Genomic DNA, 13,244 nt, shown 5'->3' with positions numbered 1-13,244 from the left:
ATTTATAGAAAGAAGATTTTGAGATTATCATGCAAATTACAAACATGCTTGCAACGATTGATGACTATGCTAAGACGCAACCAGATATGGCTGTCTACAACGTCCTTGGTGACACGCACACATACGCTGATTTGAAGCGTGATTCAGATGGCTTGGCTGCCTATGTTGATTCATTGGGCTTGCCTGATAAGTCATTGGTGATGGTATTTGGTGGTCAAGAATATGAGATGCTTGCGACCTTTGTTGGGTTGAGCAAGTCAGGTCACGCCTATGCGCCAGTTGACGTGAACTCAGCTAACGAGCGTCTAACGAACATTTTGACGATTGGTGAACCTAAGTTGGTTATCGCTATCGATCCATTGCCAATCGATATTACATCAGTACCCGTCGTGACGCTGGATCAAGTGCACGAAGCGTTTGCTTCAAAGGCTGATTATGAGATGACGCACGCGGTTGCTGGTGACGATAACTACTACATCATCTTTACGTCAGGAACGACGGGTTTGCCTAAGGGTGTGCAAATTTCACACAACAACTTGTTGTCATACACAAACTGGATGCTGAATACGGATGATTTTGATGTTCCAACACAACCACAAATGTTGGCACAACCACCATACTCATTTGATTTGTCAGTCATGTACTGGGCCCCAACGTTGGCAATGGGTGGTACGTTATACGCTTTGCCAAAGCACGTCACTGAAAACTTCAAGGAATTGTTTGCGGCTTTGCCTGAATTGCCAATTCAAGTTTGGACGTCAACGCCATCATTCGCTGATATGGCCATGTTGTCAGAAGACTTTAATGCTGAAAAGATGCCAACCATTAAGTACTTCTACTTTGATGGTGAAGAATTGACGGTAAGTACGGCAGCCAAGTTGCACGAGCGCTTCCCAGAAGCCCGCATTGTGAATGCCTATGGTCCAACTGAAGCGACGGTTGCTTTGTCTGCAGTTGCGATCACACCAGCGATGATTGAAAAGGCTGAGCGCTTGCCAATCGGCTTCCCTAAGCCAGATTCACCAACTTTTGTCATGGACGAAGATGGTAACAAGTTGCCAGCTGGTGAACAAGGTGAAATCATTGTGTCTGGTCCAGCAGTTTCAAAGGGTTACTTGAACAATCCTGAAAAGACGGCGGCAGCCTTCTTTGAATTAGATGGTCAACCAGCTTACCACACGGGTGACTTAGGTTACTTTGATGAGGATGGTATGTTGCACTATGGTGGTCGTTTGGACTTCCAAATCAAGTTCAATGGTTACCGTATCGAGTTGGAAGAAGTGTCACACATCTTGAACTTGTCACAATATGTTGAATCAGCGGTTGCTGTGCCACGTTATAACGACCAACACAAGGTGCAAAACTTGTTGGCCTATGTTGTGGTTAAGCCTGGCGTTCGTGAGCAATTTGAAAAGGATTTGCAATTGACTAAGGCAATTAAGGAAGATTTGCAAAATGATATGATGCCATACATGATGCCTTCACGCTTCATGTATCGTGAAGACTTGCCAATTACGCCAAATGGCAAGATTAATATTAAGGCGTTGATTGCTGAGGTTAATAACCGATGATGAACTGGTTGCAAGAGCTGCCAAATTGGCAGCCATACGGCGATCCTCAGTATTTCATCTATTTGCTTGTTGCGTTAATTCCAGTTGTGGTGGCGTTACTCTTTGGTAAGCGCATTAAGTGGTACGAAGGCTTAGTATCATTAGCGTTTATTGTCTTGATGTTCGCCGGCTCGCACTGGCAACAATTTATCGCCTTAATCGGATATATTATCTGGCAGGCTGTGATGGTCTTTGGCTATGCTAAATATCGGCAAAAGGCGGATAATAAGTGGGTATTCTATGGTGCCGTATTCTTAGATGTATTGCCATTAGCAATCGTGAAGATCACACCAGCTGTTACGATGGGGCAAAACTCATTGCTTGGCTTTTTAGGAATTTCCTACTTGATGTTCCGTTCGGTCGGCATGTTGATGGAGATGCGTGATGGTGTGTTGAAGGAATTCACCTTTGGCCAATTCTTACGCTTTATGCTCTTCATGCCAACCTTGTCTTCAGGGCCAATTGATCGGTTCCGGCGCTTTACGGAAGATTATGAGACGGTACCTGACCGGGATAAGTACCTGGGGATGATTGAAAAAGCGGTCCACTATTTGTTTTTAGGCTTCTTTTACAAATTCATCTTGGCTTACATTTTTGGGACATTACTTTTGCCGGGCTTAGAGCATGAGGCACTGGTTGCTGGGGGACTAATTAATTGGCCAACGATTGGTGTCATGTATGCGTACGGCTTCGACCTGTTCTTCGACTTTGCCGGGTACTCATTGTTCGCAGTGGCCATTTCATACCTAATGGGTATTGAGACGCCAATGAACTTTGATAAGCCATTTATGGCGAAAAACTTGAAGGACTTTTGGAATCGTTGGCACATGTCACTAAGTTTTTGGTTCCGTGATTTTATCTTTATGCGCCTAGTGATGGTGTTCATGCGCCACAAGGTGTTTAAGAACCGTAATGTCACGTCTGGTGTGGTTTATGTGCTTAACATGACGATCATGGGATTCTGGCACGGTGTAACTTGGTATTACATCAGCTACGGTATTTTCCACGGGCTAGCCTTGGTGATTAATGATTGGTGGCTGCGTTACAAGCGTCGCCATAAGAAGCAGATTCCGCACAATAAGTTCACGGAAGGGTTTGCAATTTTCCTAACGTTTAACATTGTGATGGTTAGCTTCTTGCTGTTCTCTGGATTCTTGGACCAACTTTGGTTCCATAATCACTAGTAATGAATGAGGTATATAAAAATGGATGTAAAGACTGAAGTATTGGGAATGATTAACGATTTGTTCTTGGAAGACGTATCAGACATGATGGATGAAGATTTGTTTGATGCCGGTGTCTTGGACTCAATGGGAACGGTTGAACTTGTGCTTGAAATCGAAGCCAAGTTTAACATTAAGGTACCAGTGTCTGAGATGGGTCGTGATGACTGGAACACAGCAAACAAGATTATTGAAGGTATCAAGGAGTTGCAAAATGCTTAAGCGTTTGGGCCTGATTTTTGGTCCAGTCATCGTTGCGGTCGTTGCGGTTGTGGCCGGCATTATGTTGATGCCGGAGGACAACAATAAGCACGATTATCAAGCTGAGCAGCGTGCTGCCAATGCCTTAACACCGATTGTGTTTAAGAACCAAACCCTTAAGCAACGGGCCTTAAGTGATAAGCAACACCGCTTTGTACCGTTCTTCGGTTCTAGTGAGTGGAGCCGTATGGATACGTTCCACCCATCCGTTTTGGCGGAAGGTTATCACCGCTCATACCGGCCTTTCTTATTGGGTCAACGTGGGGCACAGTCATTGACACAGTACTTTGGCATGCAACAAATCACCAAGCAATTGACCAACAAGCAGGCCGTGTACGTGATTTCACCACAATGGTTTGTGAAGCGGGGTGAAGATCCAAATGCGTTTAAGTATTACTTTAACCAAGCACAAGCATTAACGTGGTTACAGCATGCTAAGGGGACCACGGCTGATCGTTATGCGGCAAAGCGTTTGTTAGCAATGAATGTCTCTTCATCACTAACTGGTTATCTACGACGTATTGCTGATGGCAAGAAGCTGACCGCAAATGATCAAGGATGGATTAGTATGAAGCTACGTTTCTTGAACCATGAGGATTCACTATTTGCTGATATGCAATTGGGAAATAATTATACGAAGCGCGTGTTACCTAAGACAGCTAACTTGCCAAAAACGTACAATGAAACAAAATTGAACGCTTTAGCTGACAAGTATGCCGCAGAGCACACGAAGTCGAACCAGTTTGGTATTGATGATAAGTTTTATCAACAACGTGTTGCCAAGCAATTGGGGAAGCTACGCGGGTCACAGCGTCAGTTTAATTATTTGCAGTCACCCGAATATGGTGATTTGCAATTGGCCTTACAACAGTTTGCAGCGACACATACCAATGTGCTCTTTGTTATCCAACCAGTTAATGAAAAGTGGGCGGCATACACGGGACTTGATATGAAGATGTATGACCAGACTGTTGCGAAGATTAAGTCACAGTTAAAGACACAAGGCTTTACGAATATTGCTGATTTTTCTCAATCAGGGGATAAGCAATATTTCATGCAAGATACCATCCACATGGGGTGGCGCGGTTGGCTAGCGTTTGATAAGCGGGTAAACCACTTCTTAACAACACCACAATCAACGCCAACTTATCACATGCAGGATAAGTATTATGGTCATGACTGGATGACGGCGACATTAGTGAATTAAACCAAAAGTGGTGGCGATGCGTCACCACTTTTTTTAGTAGGAGTAAGGAAATGAACCAGCGAAAATTAATGATTAGTGCAGTTGTCTTAGCAACTAGTGTCATGACAATGGTTGGTGGCGCGGCGCGACCTGTTGTGGCAGCGACGCACCACGTTAGTTGGGCCAAAAAACCATTTAGTCACGATCCAGCGATGGCTGATTTAGCAAAGCGAACAGTTGCTAAAAATAAGCTTTCAGGTAGTCTATTAGTCGTTCGTGATAATAAGCCAGTTTTGTATCAGGCGTATGGGCACACTCTGACGACGCCCAATCAAGCGTTGAATGTCCAGTCGGAATACGAAATGGCCTCAATTCAGAAAAACTTAACAGCCATCATGTTGATGCGGGCACTTGCAGAGCATCATCTGACATTAGACACAACGGTTAGCCACTTTTTGCCATCGCTACCAAATGCTAGAAAAATTACCATGCGTCAGTTATTGACGATGACGTCTAATTACCATTTGACGAAGGTTTCTAAGGAAGATTTGGATGAGGAGGCGTACTTGAATTTTGACATGCAACATATCAAAATCAAGCAAACGCCAAAGTGGCGTTATGAAGCTGGTAATTATGATGTCATCGCGATGATTCTCCGTCAATTACAGGGTAAGTCGTATGATGATCAATTTAATGCGCTGTACAATCAACACCAAGGCTATAATTTCCAAGGTTATGATGCATTTACGAAGTCACCGTACTATACTGAAAGTCAAAAAGAAACTGGCCAACATTATGCTGGACCGGCCATGATTTATAACCGTGAGATTGGTACCGGGGCAAAGGCAACGTCTGTTGTTAACATGTATGAATTCTTAGAAGACGAACTACACGGCAAACTATTGTCTAAAAGTGCTTGGCAAAATATGACCAAAACAAATGGTAATGAGCAATATGCTAGTGGACTTTACCATCAAGCAGACGGCTCGCTCTATTTGCACGGTTTAATTCAGGGATACGAACCAACGATTAAAACCTCCCGGGATGGACACACAATGGTGATTTGGTTTAGTAATCGGATGACCCAAAAAACGCATGCAAACGTGGCCTTTGCGCAACTGATGTTCCGGGCGGCGACTGAATAGAGAGGGATGCTATGAAAAGATATTTGGCGGCGACGCAACAAAGTATGGCAACGTTATTGCCGGTTGTATTGGTCTTAACGTGGTTAGCGTTAGGACAACGACTTGTGTTACTGCCGGATGGCTTTTTTCCGACGGTGTTACATTACACAAAATTCGTGGGTAAGTTTGTGATGTTAAATGGGTTGATTACAACGGCACTGACCATGGGATTCCAATTAGTCGGTGTGTTAGTTGTCGCCAGAACGTTGATGACCTTGCTAAAGACACACCTAAAAACGGAACAGCTAGGGGTTTTAATTGCTTTGTCTGCCCTAATTGTGTGGCATTTGCTAGGAAACCCACAAATGATTAACTGGCTTATTTTGCCAGTGTTTGTTATGTCATTGGTTTGGCCAGTGCAACGTGTCAAGACCGAATGGCGCTTTGGTATGGGCATTGTGGTGAATGCTGTCTATGCGCTTTATATTTTGGTGGTGCAGCGTTGGTGGCAATTTAGTTTGACAGCTTTCTTACAACAAGTTGTCAGTGGCTGGTTTGGTGATGGACCGCAACATTTGTGGTCGAGCATTGCCTGGTATGTGATGGCGGTGCTTGGTAATGGCCTTGGCTTAAATAGTCTGTCAGCGGTGGTGAATCCAGATATCAGTACCACAACGGCCAACGCCAATTTGGTCGCAATGTTGCAACACCAAACCTTACCCAATCTATATAGTCTTTATCCGTTGGCACCATTTGCGTTAGTTGGGAGTGCCGGCATGTTGTTGGCCTTGTTTTTGGCGATGATGATTCGGCGCCGCATGAAACATGTGTCGATTACTTGGTTGTTGGTGTTGATACCATTATTACTAGATCAGTGGTGGCCATTAGCCTTTATGATACCGATTATGTGGCGGCCACGGCTGATGGGGCGGATGGTCGTTGTCACAATTGTGAACTTATTATTAGGGGCGCTGCTATTATTCCGCCACTTAGCGCCCGCAGTTTATTGGGTACCAAGTGGTACGCCTAACTTGCTTTTGGGTGGACTGGCCTCTCACCAATTGGGGGCTTATGCAATTGTCATGGTTGCGATATTACTGCTAGATATTTGGCTATATTGGCAACCAGCAAAACGGATTTTAGAAGAGGTGACAGATGCGCAATGGACTTAAATGGGTAGTTACTGCGGGTATGTTCATATTGCTCGTGGCGATGATTATACTGGGGTTACGATGGAGTGAGGTTAAAACCTCAACAAACCGTGCAATTTTTAATTCTAAAATGACGCCAACGATTTTAATTCCGGGATCATCAGCATCACAAAATCGCTTTGATGGTTTGGTAAAGGAACTAAATAAAGGGGTTAATAAGCACAGCTTGCTGAAAGTGACCGTGAAAGAGACAGGAGCGATGACGGTTAGCGGTAAATTGCGTGCCCGCGATCAGGCCCCTTATATGGTGGTTGCCTTTGAAAACAATCATGATGGGTATGCCAATATCAAAAAGCAAGCCGCGTGGTTTAATAAAGCAATTCTAATGCTGCAAAAGCGTTACCATTTCCGTCGCTTCCAAGCCATTGGTCACTCGAATGGGGGGCTAATTTGGACACGGTATTTAGAACAGTATTATCAAGCGGAAGAACTACAAGTTAATGTCTTGATGACGATTGGGTCACCGTACAATTTTGCGGAGAAGAGCATTAACAACAAGACGCAAATGTTGGCGGACTTTATTAAGCACCGGAGCTCTCTCCCCACTGATTTGACGGTGTATTCGATTTTGGGCACGGAGACGTATGATGATGATGGAATTGTTCCTGAAGAATCAGTCGAAGCCGGTAAGTATATTTTCCAAAAGCAAGTTGCCCATTATACACAAATCACGGTGACGGGGGATGATGCACAGCATTCTGATTTGCCACAGAATGATCAAATCGTGCAGCTAATTCAACAAAATGTCTTGCCAAAGCCTATGGGAAGTGAGTTGAACCGACCTAAGTCGTAGATGTGTTGCGATTTTGCAACACTGAAATGGCTAAAAATTCGTCGTTCACAATTTCTTCACAATTATTCACAATTTAATTCACCATTTCCACTTACTATAAATAGTGTTGAAAAGTTAGTAAGTAACTTTTGAAAGGTAGTTGACGGTGGCAAACGCCAACTACTACGATCCTTAGCTGGGTAAGAGCGGCTGAGAGGGATAAAGAGAATTGGTTGGAACAAAGCACCAGGTGGAGAGACCTGGTGCTTTTTTCGTGCGATTTTTTTGGGGGGAGAGTGTGTGTCGTGCTAGCGCACGAGCAACAGGCGTGGCTGGTATCCTGCGCCTTTGTTCAAAAACTCGGCAACCGAATGGCGCGGACGCCATTCAGCGGGGCAAATAATTGTCCCTAAACCCGTAAGGTCTGAATGGGCTTATCTGAATAGCGCCGGCCATGCGGCATGTTGCCGATTTTTGAACGCTCCGGATACCAGCCACGCCTGTTGCAGCAGCCAAGATATTATCAAGTTTTTTGGATTGTCATGCTTGGGTAAAACAACGTGTAATACGGTATCGAGTTCAATTTGTTAGCCTATTAAAAGGTAAGGGGATTTCAGGAGAGTTAGCAATTTACAGTTGAAAATAAGTGTCATTCAGGGATGGTTATCAAATAAAAACAGAATATCTCGGCTGCCGGCATGGGTGTGGGGGATTGGCGTAGCGATGACAGCTGGGGAACTCAAAAGTTCGGCCGACCGCCGGTTAGATAAGGCAAACGGGCCCAGACCCTTAACACAATTAGTTGGGTGCTAGCCGGTGCTCGCGCCGGCGGAGTTTCCTAGCTGTCATCTTTGTCGAAGCCAGTCCCCCACACCCATGCCTCGTCGCAACGCGACGACCACACGTTCAAAATAGTTTTTCTGAGGGAATTGAGCGTATAATGGTTGAATTGAAATAAGGAAAGAAAGTAAGGTGAGCGATTATGCATGCAGATCAACCGGTAGAACAAGAACGACTAGATAAAGTGGTTGTTGAAATTGATCAGCAGTTGGAAAATGCGAAGGACGCATACGCACAAGCTCATTCTGAAACACGCGCCGTTGAAGGTAACTACGTCGCCAATACGTCAATTAACACGTTTGAAGTCGATGATGCCATGGAAACAAATGCCGAAATTCAGCAGCAACGAAACATTGTGGCCCGTGTAACGGAAACTGAAAATATCATGCGTAAGACGGTGGATACCTTAACAATGCTTCGACCAAGCCCCTATTTTGGACGCGTTGATATTGATGAAGAAGGTGACCAGGAGTCGTTGTACATTGGCCTGGCCTCGGTTCAGGACAAAACTGGTGATTTCTTAGTGTACGATTGGCGGGCTCCAATTAGTGGTATTTACTACAACGGAACGCTGGGGAAGGTATCGTATCCCACACCAATGGGAGAGCAGGATGCGGAACTATTGAAGAAGCGTCAATTCACCATTGCAGATGCCAAAATTGTTAATATGTTTGATACGAATGAAACCGTGGGTGATGAGATGTTGCAGTATGCACTGGGACAACAAAATGACCTGACGATGCGCAATATCGTCGCCACGATTCAACAAGAGCAAAATCAAATTATTCGAGATACAACAAGTGACTTGCTGGTGGTGCAAGGTGTGGCGGGTTCCGGTAAAACGTCAGCGATTTTGCAGCGCATTGCCTTTTTGTTATTCCATGCCCGTGAAGAACTTAATTCGGATCAAATCGTCTTGTTCTCACCTAATCGGTTGTTCTCAAGTTATATTGCCGATGTTCTGCCATCACTTGGTGAGCGCAATATGCGACAAGTTACGCTAGCTGAGTTTTTCAGCGCGCGTTTACAAGGACTGCAAGTACAAACGTTGTTCGAACGGTATGAGGCAGGTCAAAACACAGTGAGTGATGCAAGTTTGCGGGTTCGGGAAGTACTTGAGGATGCGACGATTTTGGATGCCTTGACAGCCTTTGTCGAACAACTAACGCCTACAACGCTACGTTTTGACAATATCTATTTTGAAGATGATGTCTTTTTCAGTAAGGAAGCGATGACGTTGTTGTTTGCTGAATTCTCAAGCAACTATTCAGTACGTGAGCGGATTCAAATGACTCAAAAGCGCTTGATGGAACGCTTGAATAACCGGATTGACGCTTTGGTTGATGAAGACTGGGTGCTTGAAGCGCTGAATAATTTGGATGACCAACAATACCGTGACTTATTAGGGGACGAACTCGCCGAGCAAGTTGCGGAAGAAGAAGAAATGGGTGATGCAATTGATGTGGCTGCGAAGCGCTACCTTGAGCGAGAATTCCAGGTGGTTGATGATGCGCTGTACAATATGCACTTTTTTGATATCTATAACCAATATGGTGATTTCTTAGCTTACATGGCAAATCAACGGCCGGCGGAAGCAGAGTGGTGGCTATCAAAGCGCGATCGCTTTTTGCGTGAGCTAGAGTATCACCGAATCGATTTAGAAGATGCAGCGCCAATGCTCTTTTTGCGTGATTTGATTACGGGTGGTGGCACGAATAAGTCGATGTTTTACGTCTTCGTTGATGAAATGCAAGACTATACTATGGCGCAATTATTGTATTTGAAGCATGCTTTCCCAGCTGCTAAATTTACGGTGTTGGGGGATGCTGAACAAGCACTCTTCCGTGAAGTTGAAACGCCAGCAGCGTTGTTAGCCAAGTATACGGCCGCGTTTAAAGCGACTAAGCCTAATTTAATTACGTTGAATAAGGCGTATCGTTCAACGCAGGAAATTATGGATTTTGCGAAAGCACTCTTACCAGATGGTGACAACATCATGGCGTTTACGCGTCCTGGTGGCAAACCAGCCCTCTATATCACCGACACAACCGGCGTCGCTGATGAATTGTGGCGTCAAGTTGATGCGTTACGTCAAGAGCATAACACCGTTGCTATTTTGACCAAGACACAACCGGAAGCGGAAGCAGTGTACCGGATGCTACGCAAGTATCCTGAAAAATTTCAATTATTGCAGGCCAGTGATCGGACACGAACGTCTAACTTAGTCGTGATGCCAATATACTTAGCCAAAGGACTAGAATTTGATGCAGTGATTGGTTATGATGTGTCACAAACGAACTATCCTGATTCTGAAGCAACAGGCTTACTGTATACGTTAGCATCCCGGGCTATGCACGCTTTGACGCTCATTAGCGTTGGCCCAGTATCGAGTTTAATTCGCCAGGTGCAAGACACCTTAGAAATTCATGCCTTTGGTGAATAAGAGAATGGCCGGGAATGCTTGTTATCAGTAGGAAAAACTCTTACAATGAACAGTGACGAAATTTGATTTTAGCGGCACAATACCGCTATTAGAAAGAAGAGAAACACATGGCAGAAAAGCAAGTTTTGCTAACAGGTGACCGTCCAACTGGTAAGTTGCACATTGGACACTATGTTGGCTCATTGAAGAATCGTGTTGCGATGCAAGATTCTGGTGAATATGAACCATTTATTATGATTGCAGATAAGCAAGCGTTTACTGATAACGCGCGTGACCCTGAGAAGATTCACAATTCATTGTTGGAAGTTGCTTTGGATTATTTGGCTGTCGGTATCGACCCAGCTAAGTCAACAATTTTTGTACAATCAGCGGTACCTGAATTATCAGAGTTGACGGAGTACTTTTTGAACTTGGTTTCAATTGCGCGTTTGCAACGTAATCCAACGGTGAAGACTGAAATCCAACAAAAGGGCTTTGGTGAAAGCATTCCAGCTGGTTTCTTCATTTACCCAGTTTCTCAAGCTGCTGATATTGCCTTGTTTAAGGGACAAGTGGTACCAGTTGGGGATGACCAAGAGCCAATGTTGGAGCAAACACGTGAGCTAGTACGTACTTTCAACAACTACTACGGTGAGGGTATTCTAGTTGAACCACAAGGCGTGTTCCCACCTAAGGGGCAAGGACGTATCCCTGGTTTGGATGGTAATGCCAAGATGTCAAAGTCTTTGAACAACGCCATCTATTTGAGCGATGATGAAGAGACCTTGTGGACGAAGGTTAAGTCAATGTACACTGACCCAGAGCACATTCGTGTCGAAGATCCTGGTCACGTTGAAGGTAACATGGTCTTTACGTACTTGGATATCTTTGACAAGGATACAGAAAAAGTTGCTGAGTTGAAGGCACAATACCAAGCCGGTGGTTTGGGTGACATGAAGATCAAGAAGTACTTGTTTGAAGTGTTGAATGCTGAGCTTGCGCCAATGCGCGAGCGTCGCGCGAAGTTTGCCGAGGATCCTGAAGCTGTCTTGAACATGCTTCGTGAAGGGTCAGATAAGGCACGGGCTACGGCGCAAGCAACAATGCGTGAAGTCCGCGAAGCAATGGGCATCCAATACTGGGGTTAAGCCGTTGTACTGACGAATACCGTGGAGGGTATAGAAATGAGCTATTTAGCAGTCATTGACTTGGGTTCAAATTCGACCCGCATGGTTGTTGAAGAACTACAAGCAGATGGTACTTTCGCCGAGCTAAAGCGTCGTAAGTTAGACACGCGTTTAGCTGAGGGGATGGACAATAACGCGGGGGAACTGACAGAAGTCGCGATGGCCCGCGTGATTGATGCTTTGATTGAATTCCAAGCAGATTACCAAACCTATGAAGATATTACGGTCGTTGGAATTGCAACGGCGGCCGTCCGCGAAGCAACCAACCAAGCTGACTTCTTGGACCAAGTCTATCGAGCAGTCGGTGTTGAAGTTCGTGTCTTAACCGGTGACCAAGAAGCCTATTACGATTATTTAGGGGCAGTATCAGCCTTGGATATTAGTGATGCGTGGTTATTGGATACTGGTGGTGCCAGCGTTGAGTTGGTAGGCATTGAAGAACGGATGGCCGCTAATTTTATTAGCTTGCCATTTGGTGCGGTTAACTTGTCAGAAAAGTTCCAATTGAATGGTGCTGGGGTAGTTGATCCATTGTTGATTACTAAGGCTAGTCAATATGTCTCTGATCAATACGATCATTTGCCATGGTTGGAGGACGAGACGACATTGCCAATTATTTTGTTGGGTGGCGCAAATCGTTCACTGGCACGTTTGGATCGCTTGCGCCATGGTTTGCCGGCCGATTCAAATTTCCACGGCTATGAAATGACAACGGAATCAGTGCTTAAGACGTTTGACGAAATGGCCAACATGACCCATGAAGAACGGGCAGACGCTTTAGGTACAGAGGCTAACCGTGCAGATATTATTATCAGCGGCTTATTGCCACTAGTTGAGTTAATCTCACGCACTGGGGCTGACAAAGTGATTTTCTCAGCTTCAGGCGTTCGTGAAGGGTTACTCCAAGAATATCGCATGACGCTTTAAACAATAATGATTAATTAAGACCACCGTATTAATTGCGGTGGTCTTTTTTCGGATGGTGGTTGGGAAGGACGTGTCGTGCTAGCGCACGAGGCATGGTGGTTGGGGCGTGACTTCGCCAAAGATTTGACTGGGTAAACTCCGCCGGCACGAGCACCGGCTAGCACCCAAATAATTGTGCTAAGGGTCTAGCTCCCAGCGCCTTATCTAACCGGCGGTCGGCCGAACTTGTGAGTTCACCCAGACAAATCGCTACGTCACGCCCCAACCACCATGCCGGCAGCCGAGATGTATCTATCATGATTTGGTTGTCATCCTTAAGTTAGATTCGTATGTGATTTACCAGGACAGAATTAGGTTTGCTTTGAATCCTTAATCGTTAGAGAATTACCAGATCATTCTGACTAAGAGAGGCCGGAAGTTTACGCCAGCTGAAGTCTTCTTCGTTTTCCCCGTTAGTCAGTTGCTGAGTTTTTCAACAAAG

10 protein-coding genes are annotated in these 13,244 nt (G+C 45.0%); all 10 read left to right on the top strand.

Annotation, left to right across the window (positions count from 1 at the left end; translation table 11 throughout):
• Positions 1-29: 29 nt before the first annotated feature.
• The 10 genes from dltA to ACJ28U_RS02340 all read left to right on the top strand — a co-directional run bounded on the left by dltA (position 30) and on the right by ACJ28U_RS02340 (position 12,763).
• The gene (dltA, locus tag ACJ28U_RS02385; protein ID WP_407618267.1) at positions 30-1,571 is read left to right on the top strand and encodes a D-alanine--poly(phosphoribitol) ligase subunit DltA; all 1,542 of its coding nucleotides are present in this window, start codon (positions 30-32) and stop codon (positions 1,569-1,571) included.
• Positions 1,568-2,794, top strand: a complete 1,227-nt coding sequence (gene dltB, locus ACJ28U_RS02380) for a D-alanyl-lipoteichoic acid biosynthesis protein DltB (protein WP_043708560.1) — start codon at positions 1,568-1,570, stop codon at positions 2,792-2,794. The genes dltA and dltB overlap by 4 nt, the downstream gene beginning before the upstream one ends.
• 21 nt (positions 2,795-2,815) lie before the next feature.
• A complete protein-coding gene (gene dltC, locus ACJ28U_RS02375; protein ID WP_010372019.1) occupies positions 2,816-3,055 on the top strand; it encodes a D-alanine--poly(phosphoribitol) ligase subunit DltC in 240 nt (79 codons plus the stop codon).
• Positions 3,048-4,301: a D-alanyl-lipoteichoic acid biosynthesis protein DltD gene (dltD, locus tag ACJ28U_RS02370; RefSeq protein WP_407618266.1), complete on the top strand. Its 1,254-nt coding sequence runs from the start codon at positions 3,048-3,050 to the stop codon at positions 4,299-4,301. Before dltC ends, dltD begins: the two co-directional genes overlap by 8 nt.
• A 50-nt stretch (positions 4,302-4,351) precedes the next feature.
• Positions 4,352-5,425, top strand: coding sequence for a serine hydrolase domain-containing protein (locus ACJ28U_RS02365; RefSeq protein WP_407618265.1), 1,074 nt, complete (start codon positions 4,352-4,354; stop codon positions 5,423-5,425).
• 11 nt (positions 5,426-5,436) lie between these two features.
• Positions 5,437-6,576 carry a hypothetical protein gene (locus ACJ28U_RS02360; RefSeq protein ID WP_407618264.1) on the top strand — a complete coding sequence of 380 codons (1,140 nt, stop codon included), beginning with the start codon at positions 5,437-5,439 and terminating at the stop codon, positions 6,574-6,576.
• The gene (locus tag ACJ28U_RS02355; protein ID WP_407618263.1) at positions 6,560-7,408 is read left to right on the top strand and encodes an alpha/beta hydrolase; all 849 of its coding nucleotides are present in this window, start codon (positions 6,560-6,562) and stop codon (positions 7,406-7,408) included. Before ACJ28U_RS02360 ends, ACJ28U_RS02355 begins: the two co-directional genes overlap by 17 nt.
• 961 nt (positions 7,409-8,369) lie before the next feature.
• A complete protein-coding gene (gene helD / locus ACJ28U_RS02350; RefSeq protein ID WP_407618262.1) occupies positions 8,370-10,670 on the top strand; it encodes an RNA polymerase recycling motor HelD in 2,301 nt (766 codons plus the stop codon).
• A 107-nt stretch (positions 10,671-10,777) separates the two neighbouring features.
• Positions 10,778-11,797, top strand: coding sequence for a tryptophan--tRNA ligase (trpS, locus tag ACJ28U_RS02345; RefSeq protein ID WP_407618261.1), 1,020 nt, complete (start codon positions 10,778-10,780; stop codon positions 11,795-11,797).
• Positions 11,798-11,833: 36 nt separating this feature from the next.
• On the top strand, positions 11,834-12,763 hold the full coding sequence (locus tag ACJ28U_RS02340; protein WP_407618260.1) for an exopolyphosphatase: 930 nt from the start codon (positions 11,834-11,836) through the stop codon (positions 12,761-12,763).
• Positions 12,764-13,244 lie beyond the last annotated feature (481 nt).

The organism is Weissella sp. MSCH1 (genome assembly GCF_045799135.1).
In the GTDB taxonomy this organism is placed as follows: domain Bacteria; phylum Bacillota; class Bacilli; order Lactobacillales; family Lactobacillaceae; genus Weissella.
The sequence above is the reverse complement of the archived record's forward strand: the minus strand, read 5'-3'. Positions and strand labels throughout refer to the sequence as shown.

Bases quoted from the DNA above. Each gene is read 5' to 3' on its own strand.
- dltA (WP_407618267.1), top strand. From the start codon at position 30: ATGCAAATTACAAACATGCTTGCAACGATTGATGACTATGCTAAGACG.
- dltB (WP_043708560.1), top strand. From the start codon at position 1,568: ATGATGAACTGGTTGCAAGAGCTGCCAAATTGGCAGCCATACGGCGAT.
- dltC (WP_010372019.1), top strand. From the start codon at position 2,816: ATGGATGTAAAGACTGAAGTATTGGGAATGATTAACGATTTGTTCTTG.
- dltD (WP_407618266.1), top strand. From the start codon at position 3,048: ATGCTTAAGCGTTTGGGCCTGATTTTTGGTCCAGTCATCGTTGCGGTC.
- ACJ28U_RS02365 (WP_407618265.1), top strand. From the start codon at position 4,352: ATGAACCAGCGAAAATTAATGATTAGTGCAGTTGTCTTAGCAACTAGT.
- ACJ28U_RS02360 (WP_407618264.1), top strand. From the start codon at position 5,437: ATGAAAAGATATTTGGCGGCGACGCAACAAAGTATGGCAACGTTATTG.
- ACJ28U_RS02355 (WP_407618263.1), top strand. From the start codon at position 6,560: ATGCGCAATGGACTTAAATGGGTAGTTACTGCGGGTATGTTCATATTG.
- helD (WP_407618262.1), top strand. From the start codon at position 8,370: ATGCATGCAGATCAACCGGTAGAACAAGAACGACTAGATAAAGTGGTT.
- trpS (WP_407618261.1), top strand. From the start codon at position 10,778: ATGGCAGAAAAGCAAGTTTTGCTAACAGGTGACCGTCCAACTGGTAAG.
- ACJ28U_RS02340 (WP_407618260.1), top strand. From the start codon at position 11,834: ATGAGCTATTTAGCAGTCATTGACTTGGGTTCAAATTCGACCCGCATG.